Origin of the sequence: Winslowiella toletana, from assembly GCF_017875465.1 — a bacterium.
GTDB lineage: Bacteria > Pseudomonadota > Gammaproteobacteria > Enterobacterales > Enterobacteriaceae > Erwinia > Erwinia toletana.
The window spans coordinates 2529099-2545225 of record NZ_JAGGMQ010000001.1; the positions used below are offsets into that span (position 1 = coordinate 2529099).

14 protein-coding genes are annotated in these 16127 nt (G+C 55.2%); 4 read left to right on the forward strand and 10 right to left on the reverse strand.

All coding sequences use genetic code 11. The features are described 5' to 3' along the window. Window positions 1-40: 40 nt before the first annotated feature. Both glpK and J2125_RS11825 read right to left on the reverse strand, forming a co-directional pair. Window positions 41-1552, reverse strand: coding sequence for a glycerol kinase GlpK (gene glpK / locus J2125_RS11820; protein ID WP_017801531.1), 1512 nt, complete (start codon window positions 1550-1552; stop codon window positions 41-43). 35 nt (window positions 1553-1587) lie between these two features. Beyond that, on the reverse strand, window positions 1588-2445 hold the full coding sequence (locus J2125_RS11825) for an MIP/aquaporin family protein (RefSeq protein WP_017801530.1): 858 nt from the start codon (window positions 2443-2445) through the stop codon (window positions 1588-1590). Between the two features lie 438 nt (window positions 2446-2883). On the opposite strand from J2125_RS11825, the gene zapB reads away from it, so the two are divergent. After that, on the forward strand, window positions 2884-3123 hold the full coding sequence (gene zapB, locus J2125_RS11830) for a cell division protein ZapB (RefSeq protein WP_017801529.1): 240 nt from the start codon (window positions 2884-2886) through the stop codon (window positions 3121-3123). A 64-nt stretch (window positions 3124-3187) separates the two neighbouring features. Here the strand turns inward: zapB and rraA are convergent, their stop codons facing one another. The 7 genes from rraA to priA form a co-directional block, all read right to left on the reverse strand. After that, window positions 3188-3673, reverse strand: coding sequence for a ribonuclease E activity regulator RraA (gene rraA, locus J2125_RS11835; protein ID WP_017801528.1), 486 nt, complete (start codon window positions 3671-3673; stop codon window positions 3188-3190). A gap of 104 nt (window positions 3674-3777) precedes the next feature. After that, complete coding sequence (locus tag J2125_RS11840; RefSeq protein ID WP_017801527.1) at window positions 3778-4704, reverse strand: 1,4-dihydroxy-2-naphthoate polyprenyltransferase; 927 nt, start codon at window positions 4702-4704, stop codon at window positions 3778-3780. A 189-nt stretch (window positions 4705-4893) separates the two neighbouring features. After that, on the reverse strand, window positions 4894-6225 hold the full coding sequence (gene hslU, locus J2125_RS11845; RefSeq protein ID WP_017801526.1) for an HslU--HslV peptidase ATPase subunit: 1332 nt from the start codon (window positions 6223-6225) through the stop codon (window positions 4894-4896). A gap of 11 nt (window positions 6226-6236) precedes the next feature. After that, on the reverse strand, window positions 6237-6767 hold the full coding sequence (hslV, locus tag J2125_RS11850; protein WP_004154863.1) for an ATP-dependent protease subunit HslV: 531 nt from the start codon (window positions 6765-6767) through the stop codon (window positions 6237-6239). Window positions 6768-6856: 89 nt separating this feature from the next. Then, the gene (gene ftsN / locus J2125_RS11855) at window positions 6857-7753 is read right to left on the reverse strand and encodes a cell division protein FtsN (RefSeq protein ID WP_017801524.1); all 897 of its coding nucleotides are present in this window, start codon (window positions 7751-7753) and stop codon (window positions 6857-6859) included. A 182-nt stretch (window positions 7754-7935) separates the two neighbouring features. Then, complete coding sequence (gene cytR, locus J2125_RS11860) at window positions 7936-8970, reverse strand: DNA-binding transcriptional regulator CytR (RefSeq protein WP_026111751.1); 1035 nt, start codon at window positions 8968-8970, stop codon at window positions 7936-7938. Between the two features lie 206 nt (window positions 8971-9176). Beyond that, the gene (priA, locus tag J2125_RS11865; protein ID WP_017801522.1) at window positions 9177-11372 is read right to left on the reverse strand and encodes a primosomal protein N'; all 2196 of its coding nucleotides are present in this window, start codon (window positions 11370-11372) and stop codon (window positions 9177-9179) included. 218 nt (window positions 11373-11590) lie between these two features. On the opposite strand from priA, the gene rpmE reads away from it, so the two are divergent. Next, a complete protein-coding gene (gene rpmE, locus J2125_RS11870) occupies window positions 11591-11806 on the forward strand; it encodes a 50S ribosomal protein L31 (protein ID WP_071590511.1) in 216 nt (71 codons plus the stop codon). A 136-nt stretch (window positions 11807-11942) separates the two neighbouring features. Here rpmE and metJ read toward each other — a convergent pair whose 3' ends face one another. Then, window positions 11943-12260 (reverse strand): met regulon transcriptional regulator MetJ, encoded by a 318-nt coding sequence (gene metJ, locus J2125_RS11875; RefSeq protein ID WP_013200201.1) that lies wholly within the window; start codon window positions 12258-12260, stop codon window positions 11943-11945. Window positions 12261-12511: 251 nt separating this feature from the next. Here metJ and metB point away from each other — a divergent pair, with 251 nt between their 5' ends. Together metB and J2125_RS11885 are read left to right on the forward strand one after the other, a co-directional pair. Beyond that, window positions 12512-13672, forward strand: a complete 1161-nt coding sequence (metB, locus tag J2125_RS11880; protein WP_017801520.1) for a cystathionine gamma-synthase — start codon at window positions 12512-12514, stop codon at window positions 13670-13672. A 2-nt stretch (window positions 13673-13674) separates the two neighbouring features. After that, window positions 13675-16110 (forward strand): bifunctional aspartate kinase/homoserine dehydrogenase II, encoded by a 2436-nt coding sequence (locus J2125_RS11885; protein WP_026111750.1) that lies wholly within the window; start codon window positions 13675-13677, stop codon window positions 16108-16110. Window positions 16111-16127 lie beyond the last annotated feature (17 nt).

Consider the following 16127-nt stretch of genomic DNA (forward strand, 5'->3'; position numbering starts at 1 on the left):
ATATATTGTAGGGGCGGCGTTATCGCCGCCCACAACAGGATTAATCTTCGTGATCTTCCCATGCTTTAGCGCGCGCCACCGCTTTCACCCAGCCAGCGTAACGATAGTTACGTTCGGTAGTTTCAATGCTCGGGCGGAATTCGCGCTCAATCACGGCTTTAGAACGCACTTCATCCAGATCCTTCCAGAAGCCAACAGCCAGACCCGCGAGGTAAGCGGAACCCAGTGCGGTGACTTCACGAACTTCCGGACGCTCAACACGGGTGCCCAGGATATCGGACTGGAACTGCATCAGGAAGTTATTGGCAACCGCACCACCATCGACGCGTAAAGACTGCAAACGCGTACCGGCATCGGCCTGCATTGCTTCCAGAACATCTCGCGTCTGGTAGGCGATAGATTCCAGTGTGGCGCGAATAATATGGTTGGCATTGGCGCCGCGCGTCAGACCGAAGATGGCGCCACGTGCATACGGATCCCAGTATGGCGCGCCCAGACCGGTAAAGGCCGGCACTACGTACACGCCATTAGTATCTTTCACCTTGGTGGCGAAATATTCGGAATCTTCAGACTCGCTGATCATCTTCATCTCGTCACGCAGCCACTGAATCGCGGCGCCACCGATAAACACCGCACCTTCCAGTGCATAGTTCACTTCGCCGCGCGGACCGCAGGCGATGGTGGTCAGCAGGCCGTGAGTTGAGGTCACAGCCTCGGTGCCGGTGTTCATCAGCATAAAGCAGCCGGTGCCGTAGGTATTCTTCGCCATGCCGGTGCTGACGCACAGCTGGCCATACAGCGCTGCCTGCTGGTCACCGGCGATACCGGCGATAGGAATACGCGTGCCGCCTTTACCGCCGATGTTGGTCTGTCCATACACTTCGGAAGATTTGCGTACTTCTGGCAACATTTCGCGCGGAATATCCAGAATATCCAGCATGCGCTGATCCCATTCCAGCTTGTGGATATTGAACATCATGGTACGGGATGCGTTGGTGTAGTCGGTGATATGCACCCGTCCCTGGGTCATTTTCCACACCAGCCAGGTGTCGACGGTACCGAACAGCAGTTCACCACGTTTTGCGCGCTCACGTGCGCCTTCGACATGATCGAGGATCCACTTCACTTTAGTGCCGGAGAAGTAGGGGTTGATTACCAGCCCGGTAGTGTGGCGGATATACTCTTCCAGGCCCTCTTTCTTCAGCTTTTCGCAATAGTCGGCGGTACGCGGGCATTGCCAGACAATCGCGTTATAGATGGGCTTGCCGGTCTCTTTGTCCCAGACAATCGCGGTTTCACGCTGGTTGGTGATACCAATAGCGGCGATTTGGTCGGAGCTGATATCTGCTTTCGCCAGCACTTCCACTAAGGTTGAGCTTTGGGAGGCCCAGATTTCCATCGGGTCGTGCTCAACCCAGCCAGCTTTAGGATAGATTTGCTGAAACTCGCGCTGTGATACGGCGACAATATTGGCATCATGATCCAGTATGACTGCACGAGAGCTGGTGGTGCCCTGGTCAATGGCAACGATGTATTTTTTTTCTGTAGTCATAATTCAATTCCTGATGGTGTAAAGGATGAGCACAATTACGCTTTACGTTGTTCAGTGCGCGCGACGGGCTTTTCTGCTTTCTCGTCATCATCAATGCAAACATCGCATGGCAGGTGACGACCAATCAAGGCACGATATCCGAATGCGCCCAGGCATGCGCCGACTAATGGTCCAAAAATCGGAACCAGGAAGTAAGGGATGTCACGTGCGCCAGTGAAGGCCACTTCACCCCAGCCTGCTAACCAGGCGAAGACTTTAGGTCCGAAGTCACGGGCCGGATTCAGCGCAAAGCCGGTCAGTGGACCCATGGATGCGCCGATTATCGCAATCAGCAGGCCAATCAGCAGCGGCGCCAGTGGACCACGCGGGATGCCGTTGCCGTCATCGGTCAGCGCCATAATCAGCGCCATCAGTACGGCGGTAATCACCATTTCCACCAGGAACGCCTGACCGACACCGATATGCGGGTTCGGATAGGTGGAGAAGATGCCGGCAAGGTCGAGGCTTTCCGTGCTGCCGCGTACCATCTGGTGCGTTTGTTCGAAATCGATAAACAGATTGTAGTAAAGACCATAGACCAGCGCTGCTGCACAGAAGGCGCCGGCGACCTGGGCGACGATATAAGGCAGGACCTTACGGCGTTCAAAGCAGGCGAACAGCCACAGCGCGACGGTAACCGCCGGGTTAAGGTGAGCGCCGGAAATCGCCGAGCTCATATAGATCGCCATGGAGACGCCAAGGCCCCAGATGATACTGATTTCCCACTGACCAAAACTGGCGCCAGCCAGTTTCAGCGCGGCAACACAGCCAGCACCAAAGAAAATAATTAAACCGGTGCCGAGAAACTCGGCGATGCACTGACCTTTAAGCGAACTTGTTGCTGTCTGGCTCATAGTGAAATTCCTGAAGGCGAGGTTAAATGTTGTCGTTCTTTGTTTTCATTCATCAGTCACCCCGATCTAATGTAGGGCTGATGTAAATTTATCGTTAACGAGCATAATCGAGAAATAGCGAAATCAAAAACTGTGTACTACGTCATAAAAATGCGCGCTTTCGCGTCTTTTGGTTTTCCAAAAGCATCATAAAAGTGGTTAAAAAAGTTTCAATACGGTTGTTTGGTGCTGAAAAAGCCAAAGCGCTACTCTTACCTACCAGTTTTAAGCATAAGCTGAAAATTGTTACAGACTGCACTCTGCGCAGGTTCGTTGCTGGACTTGGGGTGACAGGCTACATACAATCGGGGAATCGTTGCTATCCGCGGAGTTTTCGATAAACCTCACAGTCAGCGGCTAGCATCATCAACGCCTTGCGATTAAGGAGAGGTTATAAAGATGTCATTTGAAGTGTTCGAGAAACTGGAAGCGAAAGTCCAGCAGGCGATTGATACCATCACCCTGCTGCAGATGGAAATTGAAGAGCTGAAAGAGCAAAACAGTACGCTGAAGCAGGAAGTGAATCAGGTTTCGGGCAACACCGAATCACTGGTGCGCGAAAACCAGCAGCTGAAAGAAGAGCAGCATGTGTGGCAGGATCGTCTGCGTGCATTGCTGGGAAAGATGGAAGAAGTCTGATCGGCGCGCAATGACAGAAATTAGAACGGGCGCCGCAGGCGCCCGTTTTGCTTTGTATGAAAGGCTACTCGATATCCAGTGGATCTTCAGAGAGGATCATACCGGTATTATCGGCATACAGATGATCACCGGAGAAGAAGGTGACGCCGCCGAAGTTAACCCGGATGTCGCTCTCACCAATGCCTTCACCCGCCGCACCCACCGGAATCGCGGCAATCGCCTGAATACCAATATCCAGCTCTTCCAGATCGTCGACCTGGCGCACCGAGCCATAGACCACAATGCCTTCCCACTCGTTTTGCACCGCCAGACGCGCCAGCGCAGCATCAACCAGTGCGCGACGGACGGAACCGCCGCCATCAATCAGCAATATACGCCCGCGGCCGTTCTCTTCCAGCAGATCGTACAGCAGCCCGTTGTCCTCGAAACATTTCACTGTGATGATCTGCCCACCAAAGGAGGTGCGGCCACCAAAGTTCGAAAATAGCGGTTCCACAACATTCACTTCTTCATGATAGATGTCGCAGAGTTCGGAAGTATCGTATTTCATAGGAGTTTCGTCTGTTTGCCACAGGAGCGCTAAGTATATCGCTTATTGGCTGATGTTGGCAAAATCATCAATTGTCAGAAATCAGGGACATTTGTCACCTGGCGTTAACTCAGTATCAGGCCCAGCGCGAACAGTACATTGACCAGCAGCGCCATCTTTACCGTCTTCTCCAGCATTGGACGCATCGCCAGTGGGCTGGTTTCCCGCAGGATATAGCGCGTTTGCTGGTAAATCAGTGGTGCTGCTAACAGAAACAACCAGCTACCAGCGGTTTGTGAAGCGAACAGGGCAAAAAAGGCGAAGCACAGCAGCGCGCAGGATAATAATCCGGCATGGTAGCAGCGCGCGTTAACCGGGCCGAGGCGTACCGCCAGCGTAAACTTGCCATTCTGGCGGTCGCTGTCGATATCACGCAGATTATTTACATTCAGTACCGCCGCCGCCAGTAAACCACAGGCGGTCGCTGGCAGCAGATCAATCAGGTTCAGATTGTGGGTTTGCAGATACTGGCTGCCATTGACGCCCAGCCAGCCGAAAAAGATCAGCACCGACAGATCGCCGAGGCCGAGATAGCCATACGGCTTCTTACCGACGGTATAGGCAATCGCTGCCGCCATCGCCAGCCCGCCAAGCGCAATAAAGCCCAGCATATCGCTGAGGGTGGTGCAGGCCAGCACCACCAGCGCTATGCCGGAGAATATCGTGATTACCGCCGTTAACACTAATGCCGAACGCATCTGTAACGGACTGATAGCGCCTTTCTGCATGCCACGCAACGGGCCAATACGTTGCGGGGTATCGCTACCTTTCTGCGCATCGCCGTAATCGTTAGCCAGGTTAGACAGAATTTGCAGCAGGGCGGTGGTCAGCAGGGTAAGCAACGCGATGCCAGGGGTAAAATGTCCCTGCCAGTAAGCCAGCGCCGAACCGTTGATAATCGAAGCAAAGGCCAGCGGCAGCGTACGCAGTCGCAAGCTTTCCAGCCAGGCGCGCGAGGCCGTGAGACGTGGCGCCAGTTGAATATTTTCCATAGATTTCACCGGATGGTCGCAGATACGGATTGAACGCTTACCGGCAGTGTACGTGGAGGCAGGAGGGGAAAAATTAATCTTCGTCAATAAAGAAGGGGATTGGCAGGGGATTCGTCGGTGAAACGGGAGCCGTTAACGGCTCCCCTACAAACCACGTAGGGGCGGCGTTGTCGCCGCCCGTGCGAACGATTACAGAATAAAGCGGCTGAGATCTTCGTCAGCAATCAGCACATCCAGATGTTTACCCACATAGGCTGCATCAATGGTGATGGATTCACCCTGACGATCGCTGGCGTCATAGGAGATATCTTCCATCAGACGCTCCAGCACGGTATGCAGGCGACGCGCACCGATATTCTCGGTGGATTCGTTAACCTGCCATGCTGCTTCAGCGATACGACGGATACCGTCTTCGGTAAAGTCAACTGTGACCCCTTCGGTGCCCATCAGCGCTTTGTACTGCACGGAGATGGAAGCGTTAGGCTCAGTCAGAATGCGTTCAAAGTCATTAACCGTCAGCGCCTGTAGCTCAACACGAATTGGCAGACGACCCTGCAGTTCCGGAATCAAATCAGAAGGCTTGGCCACCTGGAAGGCACCGGAGGCGATAAACAGAATATGGTCAGTTTTCACCATGCCATGTTTAGTCGATACGGTACAACCTTCCACCAGCGGCAGCAGGTCGCGCTGTACGCCTTCACGCGACACATCCGGACCGGAAGACTCACCGCGTTTACAGATTTTGTCGATCTCATCGATAAACACGATACCGTGCTGCTCGACGGCCTCGATCGCTTCCTGCTTCAGCTCTTCCGGGTTAACCAGTTTCGCCGCTTCTTCTTCGATCAGCAGCTTCATCGCTTCTTTGATCTTCAGCTTACGCGGTTTCTGCTTCTGGCCGCCCAGATTCTGGAACATCGACTGCAACTGATTGGTCATCTCCTCCATGCCTGGAGGCGCCATAATCTCTACGCCCATTGAGGAGGCGGCGAGATCGATCTCAATCTCTTTGTCGTCCAGCTGGCCTTCACGCAGCTTTTTACGGAACGACTGGCGCGCTGCAGAAGGTTCTGCTGCTGCTTCGGCCTGACCCCAGTTGTTTTTCGCTGGAGGGATCAGAACGTCAAGAATGCGCTCTTCGGCCATCTCTTCAGCACGATAGCGGTTTTTATCGATGGCGGTCATCCGCACCATTTTCAGTGCGGCGTCAGTCAGATCGCGGATAATTGAATCCACTTCTTTCCCGACATAGCCCACTTCGGTGAATTTGGTCGCTTCAACTTTGATAAAAGGCGCATGCGCCAGCTTGGCAAGACGACGGGCGATTTCGGTTTTACCGACGCCGGTTGGACCGATCATCAGAATATTTTTTGGCGTGACTTCATGCCGTAATTCTTCGTCCAGTTGCATGCGGCGCCAGCGGTTGCGCAGGGCGATAGCCACGGCTTTTTTCGCGCCGTCCTGGCCAATGATAAATCGATTTAGTTCGCTGACGATTTCGCGCGGAGTCATTTCAGACATAATTAGGATCCTTACGCTTTGGACGGAAGTTCTTCAATGGTGAGATTATGGTTGGTGTAGATGCAGATATCACCTGCAATGCCCAACGCTTTTTCCACGATATCGCGTGCGCCAATATCGGTATTTTCCAGCAGCGCGCGCGCGGCTGCCTGAGCGTAAGGACCACCTGAACCGATGGCAATAAGATCGTTTTCGGGCTGAATCACGTCACCGTTACCGGTGATAATCAGCGAGGCGTTTTCGTCGGCGACAGCCAGCAGGGCTTCCAGCTTGCGCAGCATACGGTCGGTACGCCAGTCTTTCGCCAGTTCCACAGCGGCTTTAACCAGATGACCCTGGTGCATTTCCAGTTTACGTTCAAAAAGTTCAAACAGGGTAAAGGCATCTGCAGTGCCGCCAGCAAATCCGGCGATCACCTTGTCGTTGTAGAGACGACGCACTTTTTTAACATTGCCTTTCATCACGGTATTGCCGAGAGTAGCCTGGCCATCGCCGCCAATCACTACCTGGCCGTTGCGTCGTACACTTACTATTGTTGTCACGGGCAGACCCCTTGTTGCAGTCGGAAGATGTCCCCGCACACAAGGTACGGGGCATTATGCAACAAGATATGGGGCGAGTTTGGCGGGTTTCAACCCCCGATGGCGAGGGGAATGCAGTTTGAGTGGCCAGAACTGCGCAGACGCTTCAGGGTGCTGTCGGCACTGGCGCGATTGTTATACGGTCCCACGACCACGCGATTCCAGCCGCCGCCGGTGGTAATCCGGCTTTCGAAGCCTTCAAACGCCAGCGCCGCACGCACGGATTCGGCCTGATCGGTGCCTTTAAAGGAACCACACTGTACCATCCAGCTTTGCGCCTTCGGTTTCTCTTCTTTCTCTTTCGCTTTCACCGTTTCCTGCGGTTTGCTGGCCTGCGCAGGCGGCGCCTGGCGTGCCGGCTCGCGGGTGATCGGTGCGGCGGGCTGGGTCTGCTGTTGCGGCATACGTGACTGCTGCTGCAACTGGTTTTGCTGCAACATCCGCTGCTGCTGTTGCTGAACCTGTTGTTGCTGCTGTTGATGCTGAATCGTCTGCTGACGTTGCGCCGGAGTCTGTTCATTCCACGGTACTTCGTTTAGCTGCGTCGGCTGCTGGCGCATATCGGCCTGCATCTGCTCCAGCAGCTGGCGCTGCTCGTCAGTCAGCTGAGTCTGGGAATGCACTTCGCCACCAGCAGAAGGTTCTGTCGGTGACGGCACGCCAATCTGACGATTTTCCAGCTCTTTAATGTAGCGCCAGCGCTCTTCCGGTTTTGGCGGCAAGCCATTACCTGCGGCTTTGTGGTTAGGGATAACCGGCGTATCGTCTTTCTTGTGGTGAGCGAGAAACCACAGCACACCGATAAAAGCGATCAATACCGCGACTGCCAGTACCACCATAAATTTGGAAACACCTGAACCACTGCTGCGTTTTTTGCTGCGGCCGGTGGGTTTTTTGCGACGCGTCCCTGTCGAACGCCCGCGGCCTACATAATCTTTTTGTGCCACTATCGTTCCGCTAATATCAAATAAGAAAAGGCACGCCGGGCAAAAATTTGCAATGCGTGCGAAAAGTCAGCACTTTATGAGCCTGGCGATTAGCCGGACATGTTACTCAAGGGCTGGAAGTTTGACCAGCAGTGAGTCACCCAGGAATCGGCTGAATCTCACCGTATCAGGAAAATTTCCGGCTACTTATGCCGGGTGGCGCGTGCGCTGCTGCCGCGGATTTTTAGTTCAAAATCAAGCAAACGGGAGCCATTGCTGACCACTTTTCCCTGCAGCTGTTCCAGTAACAATAGCATCGCTTCACGACCAATATTAAAACGCGGTTGCGCGACAGTGGTCAGTTGCGGGTCACTGTAACGAGCCAGTTCGATGTCGTCAAAGCCTACCAGCGACAGATCCTGCGGTACATGCAGGCCGCTGCTTTTGGCCTGCGACATCGCGCCCAGCGCCATAATGTCGCTATGGCAGAACAGCGCATCGGGTGGCTGCGGCAGAGCCATCAGCTGCTTCAGCGCCCTGGCGCCGGCTTCAAAAGTAAAATCGCCGCGCACAATATATTCCGGCTCTACCGGCAGGCCATTACGCCGCAGCGCCTGGATATAACCCTGCAAGCGATAGTGGCACAGCGGCATCTCTTCTGGCCCGGCAATACAGGCGATACGGCGATGACCCAGCTGATGCAGATGATTAACGGCTTCAAACGCAGCGGTGAGGTTGTCGATATGCACCGTTGGCAGTTCCAGTTCCGGTGCAAACTCATTGGCCATCACCATCGGCGGCAGATTGCGTTGCTCTTCTATTCCGGTATCAAAGGGTACCTGCGAGCCGAGCAGCACCATGCCATCGATTTGCCGCGTCAGCATCAGATTTAAAAATGAGGTTTCCTGCTGATTCTGATGGGCGCAGTCGCCAATCAGCACCAGATAGTTTTCCTGCGCGGCAGTCACTTCAATGCCGCGAATAATTTCGCTGAAAAAGGGATCGCAGATGTCCGGCACAATAACCAGGATGGTGCGTGATTCGCTACGTCTGGCGTTGCGCGCCAGCGCATGTGGCGAGTAGCCGACGTCAATCACCGCCTGCTCCACTTTCTGTCGCGTTGCGACTGAAACCTTCTCCGGGTTCATCAGTGCGCGTGACACGGTGGCCGTTGATACGCCTGCTCTTTCAGCCACGTCTTTCATGGTGGCTGCCGTTGTCTGTTGATTCTGCTCCAACACTTTTCTCCTCACGCCAGCGAAGCTGGCCTGACCAACTGAATTTTCTTTAGATTTTCATCGCCACTTTCTGCGGCCATTAGCTGATGGTCATCTCATTCTTAACAGATTGCGCCGGGTGCTGTTACTTAATTTGCATAAAAAGTGTGACTTGTGCGACTTTTTTCGATCCTGCTCGCACAACTGTTGTCGTCGTCAGTCATTCATCAGCTTTCAGTGGGATCCACATCGAGTGTCCATTTCACCTTGCGCGCCAGCGGCAAGGTGCTGACCAGTGGTAAACTGCTTTTCAGCAAACGCTGCAACAGCGCCCGTGAAGGGTGTTGCAATAGCAGCTGCCAGCGATAGCGTCCGCTACGTTTCGCCAGCAGCGCCGGTACCGGCCCCATTGCCCATAACGCCTCATCTTTTAACGGGCTGGCCTCAAACAGATTCCGCAGCTGATGCAGGAAGGCGGATGCCTGTTGATTGTCGTGATCTTCAGCGCGGATCAGCACATGGCTGGTAAAGGGCGGTAAAAACACCGTTTTACGCTCCTGCAGCGTCTGTTGGGCAAAGGCGTCATAACCCTGGTGCAGTAAGGTTTGCAGCAGCGGATGATCCGGATGGTGCGTCTGTAACAGCACCTCGCCCTGTTTTCCGGCGCGCCCGGCACGTCCGGCGACCTGAGTATAGAGCTGAGCAAAGCGTTCGGCAGAGCGGAAGTCGGCAGAAAACAGCGCGCCATCAACATCGAGCAGTGACACCAGCGTGACATCGGGGAAGTGGTGACCTTTCGCCAGCATCTGGGTGCCGATCAGAATGCGCGCGCCGCCGCGATGCACTTCATTCAGATGCTGCTCCAGCGCCCCTTTACGGCTGGTGGTATCACGGTCGATACGCGACAGCGGGGTAGTGGGGAACAGCGCCGCCAGATTATGCTCCAGCTGTTCTGTGCCAAGACCGACCGGCACCAGATGGGTTGAACCGCATTGCGGGCACTGATGCGGCACCGGGCGCTGGCTGTCGCAGTGGTGGCAGCGCAGCTGGCGCTGGTTCTGATGCAGCGTGTAGTAGTGATCGCAGCGCTGGCATTCGGCAATCCAGCCACACTCGTGGCACAGCAGCGCCGGCGAGAAGCCGCGGCGATTCAGAAACAGTAAAACCTGGTTATCGGCCTGCAGATGCTGGCGAATTTTCTGGATCAGCGCTGGCGACAGGCCGCCTTCCAGTTTCACACCTTTTAGATCAATCAGTTGTTGAGTGGCCTGCCGGGCATTCCCGGCGCGTTTACTCAGATTCAGCTGACGATATTTACCCATCTGCACATTTTGCAGCGTCTCCAGCGCCGGAGTCGCTGAACCCATCACTATCGGGATGTCCTCTTCGCGCGCGCGGAACACCGCCAGATCGCGCGCCTGATAGCGCCAGCCCTCCTGCTGTTTATACGAGCTGTCATGCTCTTCATCGATCACGATGACTCCCAGTCGGGCGAAGGGTGTAAACAGTGAGGAGCGGGTGCCAATCACAATGGCGGTTTCACCGCTGCGCGCGCGTAACCACACCGCCATGCGCTCGCTGTCGTTCAGCGCTGAGTGCAGCACGTCGATCGGCGCGTCAAAGCGTTCGCGAAAGCGGGCGATGGTTTGCGGCGTCAGGCCAATTTCCGGCACCATAATCAGCGCCTGACGACCGCTGGCCAGCACATTCTCCAGAATGCTGAGATAGACCTCGGTTTTACCGGAGCCGGTAATCCCGGCCAGTAACCAGGCGGCAAAGTGGTCGTCTTCGCTGCGTATGGCGCCGACGGCGGTGGCCTGTTCGGTATTAAGCCGCAGGCGCTCACCTTTTACCGCAAAGTGAGTGCGCCAGTCTTCCGCGGCGCGTTGATGCTCACGCAGCTCGCATAAACCTTTGGCGCGCATCGCCTGCAGGGTGGCGTCGGTAATCTCCTGCTGCGTGACTTCATGGCGGTAAATCGGACGCTGGCGCAGCGCGGCTAATGCCTGTTGCTGTTTCGGCGCGCGCTTCAGGCTTTCAGGGGCGGTTTCACGTCCCAGTTCGCTGATAAACCATTGCCACAACGGCGCTTCCTGCGCCGGCTTCCCCTGACGCAGCAGCACCGGAATGGCATGGAATAACACTTCGCCCAGCGGAAAATGATAATAGTCAGCCGCCCACAGCAGAATGCGCCACAGGGAAGGCGGGAACAGGGATTGCCGATCGAGAACCTCATGCACCGCTTTTAACTGGTCGACAGGAAAGTCGCTGCTTTCGCTGATGCCGACCACAATGCCGGTCGCTTTGCGTTTCCCAAAAGGTACGCTCACGCGTCCGCCCACCACCGCATGGAGGTGATCGGGCAGCAGATAGTCAAAATTACGGGCAAGGGGTACGGGCAGCGCGACCTGAACAACGGGCATGAATTCATCCGGATGAAAAAAATGACGAGATAGTGTACACTGTGTGGCCTGCAATGTGCGGATTCGATTGCAGGCGCTGGCGACTTTCTGTATAGTTCGCCGCCTTTGATACCGTGTTTTAGTATCAATGACACCTAATTTTTTTAATCTTCGTGTGGTGCCGGTGCAGGAATTTTCCTGGCACGGGAGAGCGACGCGGCCTTAACTGAGGTTTTCCCATGAAAAAAGGTATTCACCCTAAATATACTGAAGTTACTGCTAAATGTTCTTGCGGTAACGAAATCACAATCGGCTCTACTGTCGGTCGCGATCTGAACCTGGACGTTTGTGGCAAATGTCACCCGTTCTACACCGGTAAGCAGCGTGACGTTGCTAGCGGTGGCCGTGTTGACCGCTTCAACAAGCGTTTCAGCATCCCAGGCAGCAAAGCTTAATAAAACCACTGCGGTTTTATTAATAAGAAAAAACCCGCCATGGCGGGTTTTTTTATGGCTGACATTCAGCGCCAGAAAAGCCACGGGCGGCCATCTGCGTGAAAAAGATGGCCGCCCGTATAGTACGGAAAGAGGATTAATATTCCCAGGTATCGGGATCGACACCCATTTCCCGCATAATGGCTTTTGCTTCTTCGGGAATTTCATCGCTACGTTCTTTGCGCAGATCGACATCATCCGGCAACGGCTGACCGGTAAATGCGTGCAGAAACGCTTCGCACAGCAATTCGCTATTGGTCGCGTGACGTAAGTTATTTACCTGACGGCGCGTACGCTCATCGGTCAAAATCTTCAGAACTTTCAGCGGAATAGAAACTGTAATCTTCTTAACCTGCTCGCTCTTCTTACCGTGCTCAGCGTAAGGGCTGATATATTCGCCGTTCCATTCAGCCATGGGTTACCTTAATCATTATCATTTGAATGTGGAGTTGCCGGAAATCGGCTAATTATGCCCGATCTTGCCGCTTCTCACTAATAAATGTCAGCAGGGAGGCGGGTGGGGCAAATATACCGCGTAATATTAACGGGTATTGTGTCTTTGCTCAATCTATACGCAAAGACATTTAGATGTCCAGATGTATTGACGTCTATTACCATGATGCTATCCTGTCACTCTTCTTATTTTAGTCAGGAACAGTGAGCACCATGACGCGTAAACAGGCAACTATCGCAGTACGTAGCGGTTTGAATGATGACGAGCAATATGGCTGCGTTGTCCCACCGATTCATCTCTCCAGTACTTATAACTTTACCGACTTCAACCAGCCACGCGCCCATGACTATTCCCGTCGCGGCAACCCGACGCGTGATGTGGTGCAGCGTGCGCTGGCGGAGCTGGAAGGTGGAGCGGGCGCGGTGATGACCAATACCGGTATGTCGGCGATTCATCTGGTGTGTACGGTGTTCCTGAAACCTGGCGATCTGCTGGTCGCCCCACATGACTGCTATGGCGGCAGCTATCGCCTGTTCGACAGTCTGAGTAAGCGTGGCGCGTATCGCGTTAAGTTTGTCGACCAGAATGACGCGGCGGCATTGCAGGCGGCGCTGGCGGAAAAACCGAAGCTGGTGCTGATTGAAAGCCCAAGCAACCCGCTGCTGCGGGTGGTGGATATTGCGGCAATCTGTAAGGCGGCGCGTGATGCCGGCGCCATCAGCGTAGTGGATAACACTTTCCTCAGTCCGGCGCTGCAAAACCCGCTGGCGCTGGGCGCTGATTTAGTGCTTCACTCCTGCACCAAATACCTTAATGGCCACTCAGATGTGGTGGCTGGCGCGGTGGTGGCGAAAGAGGCCGCAATGGCCACCGAACTGGCATGGTGGGCAAATAATATCGGTGTTACCGGCGGGGCATTCGACAGTTACCTGCTGCTGCGTGGTATGCGCACTCTGGCGCCGCGTATGGCGGCGGCGCAGCGCAATGCGCTGGCAATTGTTGATTACCTGAAGCAACAACCTTTAGTGAAAAAGTTGTATCATCCTTCACTGCCGGAAAATGTCGGCCATCAATACGCAGTACGTCAGCAGCGTGGCTTCGGCGCGATGCTGAGTTTTGAGCTGGATGGCGATGAGCAGAGAATTCGCCGCTTCCTGAAAGCGCTGGAACTCTTTACCCTGGCAGAATCGCTGGGCGGCGTGGAAAGTCTGATTTCCCACACGGCCACCATGACCCATGCGGGTATGTCGGCGGAGGCGCGGGCCGAAGCGGGAATTTCAGAGTCGCTGCTGCGTATTTCTGTTGGCATTGAGGATCACGAAGATTTAATAGCCGATCTGGATAATGCATTCCGGGTAGCGGCCGAGAGGTAATCATGAGTATTTCAGCAGTAGCAGGGACGCACAACACGCGGCAGTTGCATAAATTTGGCGGCAGCAGTCTGGCCGATGCCAAATGTTATCAGCGCGTGGCCGGGATTATGGCGGATTACAGCCAGCCGGGCGATCTGATGGTGGTCTCGGCCGCCGGTAGCACCACCAATCAGCTGATTAGCTGGCTGAAACTCAGCCAGAACGATCGGCTGTCGGCTCATCAGGTGCAACAGGCGCTGCGTCGTTATCAAACGGAACTGATTACCGGCCTGCTGCCTGCTGAATTTGCCGAACCGATGGTTGCCGAATTTATTCACGATCTGGAAAAGCTGGCGGCGTTGCTGGATGGCAAAATCAGCGATGCGGTGTATGCCGAAGTTGTGGGCCACGGTGAAGTATGGTCGGCACGGTTAATGGCGGCGGTGCTTAATCAGCGCGATATGGAAGCGGGCTGGCTGGATGCCCGCGATTTTCTGCGTGCCGAACGCGCCGCGCAGCCGCAGGTGGATGAGGGGAAATCCTGGCCACTGCTGCAACAGCTGATGGCGCAGCATCCGCATAAGCGGCTGGTGGTGACCGGTTTTATCTGCCGCAATGAAGCGGGTGAGACCGTGTTGCTGGGTCGTAATGGTTCCGACTACTCCGCCACGCAGATTGGCGCGCTGGCTGGTGCCTCCCGCGTCACCATCTGGAGTGATGTCGCCGGGGTGTACAGCGCTGACCCGCGCAAAGTGAAAGATGCCTGCCTGCTGCCGTTACTGCGTCTTGATGAAGCCAGTGAACTGGCGCGTTTAGCCGCGCCGGTACTGCATACCCGCACCCTGCAGCCGGTTTCCGGCAGCGATATCGATCTGCAACTGCGCTGTAGCTATCAGCCCGAGCAGGGTTCCACCCGTATTGAACGCGTACTGGCTTCCGGTACTGGCGCACGTATTGTCACCAGCCATGATGATGTCTGCCTGATTGAGTTTCAGGTGCCGCCATCCCATGATTTCACCAGTCTGCATAAACAGATCGACCTGCTGCTGAAACGCGCGCAGGTGCGTCCTCTGGCGACCGGTGTGCATCCGGATCGGAACCTGTTGCAGCTGTGCTATACCTCGGAAGTGGTTAACAGTGCGCTGGATATTTTGCAGGATGCCGGTTTGCCGGGCCACCTGCAGCTGCGCGACGGTCTGGCGCTGGTGGCGCTGGTCGGCGCAGGCGTCAGCCGTAATCCACTGCACAGCCACCGTTTCTGGCAGCAGATTAAAGACCAGCCGGTAGAGTTTATCTGGCAGTCAGAGGACAGTATCAGCCTGGTGGCGGTATTGCGCGTTGGCCCTACCGGGCATCTGATCCAGGGCCTGCATCAGTCGCTGTTCCGTGCAGAAAAACGAATCGGCCTGGTGCTGTTTGGCAAAGGCAATATCGGTTCGCGCTGGCTGGAGCTGTTTGCGCGTGAACATGAAATCCTTTCAGCCCGCACCGGATTTGAATTTGTACTGACCGGGGTAGTGGATAGCCGCCGCAGTCTGCTGAGCTATGACGGGCTGGATGCCAGCCGGGCGCTGGCGTTCTTTGAAGATGAAGCGGTGGAACAGGATGAAGAGTCGCTGTTCTTGTGGATGCGCGCGCATCCGTTTGACGATCTGGTGGTGCTGGATGTCACCGCCAGCGCGCCATTAGCCGGACAGTATCTTGATTTCGCCAGCCACGGTTTCCATGTGATTAGCGCCAATAAAGTGGCGGGCGCCTCTGACAGCCAGACGTACCGTCAGATCCGCGATGCTTTTGCCAAAACCGGCCGTCACTGGCTGTATAACGCCACTGTCGGCGCCGGGTTGCCGGTTAACCATACGGTGCGCGATCTGCGCGAAAGCGGCGACAGCATTCTGGCGATCAGCGGTATTTTCTCCGGTACGCTTTCGTGGCTGTTTTTACAGTTTGATGGCACGGTGCCGTTTACCGAGCTGGTGGATCAGGCGTGGCAGCAGGGCTTAACCGAGCCGGATCCGCGCGTTGACCTCTCCGGTCAGGACGTGATGCGTAAGCTGGTGATTCTGGCGCGTGAAGCGGGCTATAACATCGAACCGGATCAGGTGCGTGTCGAGTCGCTGGTGCCTGCGGGCTGTGAAAGCGAGTCGGTCGATCACTTCTTTGAAAATGGTGAAGTGTTAAACGACCAGATGGTGCAGCGGTTAGAAGCAGCGCAGGAGATGGGGCTGGTATTGCGCTATGTCGCGCGCTTCGATGCTAACGGTAAAGCGCGTGTCGGCGTGGAAGCGGTACGCCCGGAGCATCCGCTGGCGTCATTGCTGCCGTGCGATAACGTCTTCGCTATCGAAAGCCGCTGGTATCGCGATAATCCGCTGGTGATTCGTGGTCCCGGCGCCGGACGCGACGTGACCGCTGGCGCAATTCAGTCAGATATCAATCGGCTGGCGCAATTGCTGTAGTTTCCTCTGCCTGTCAC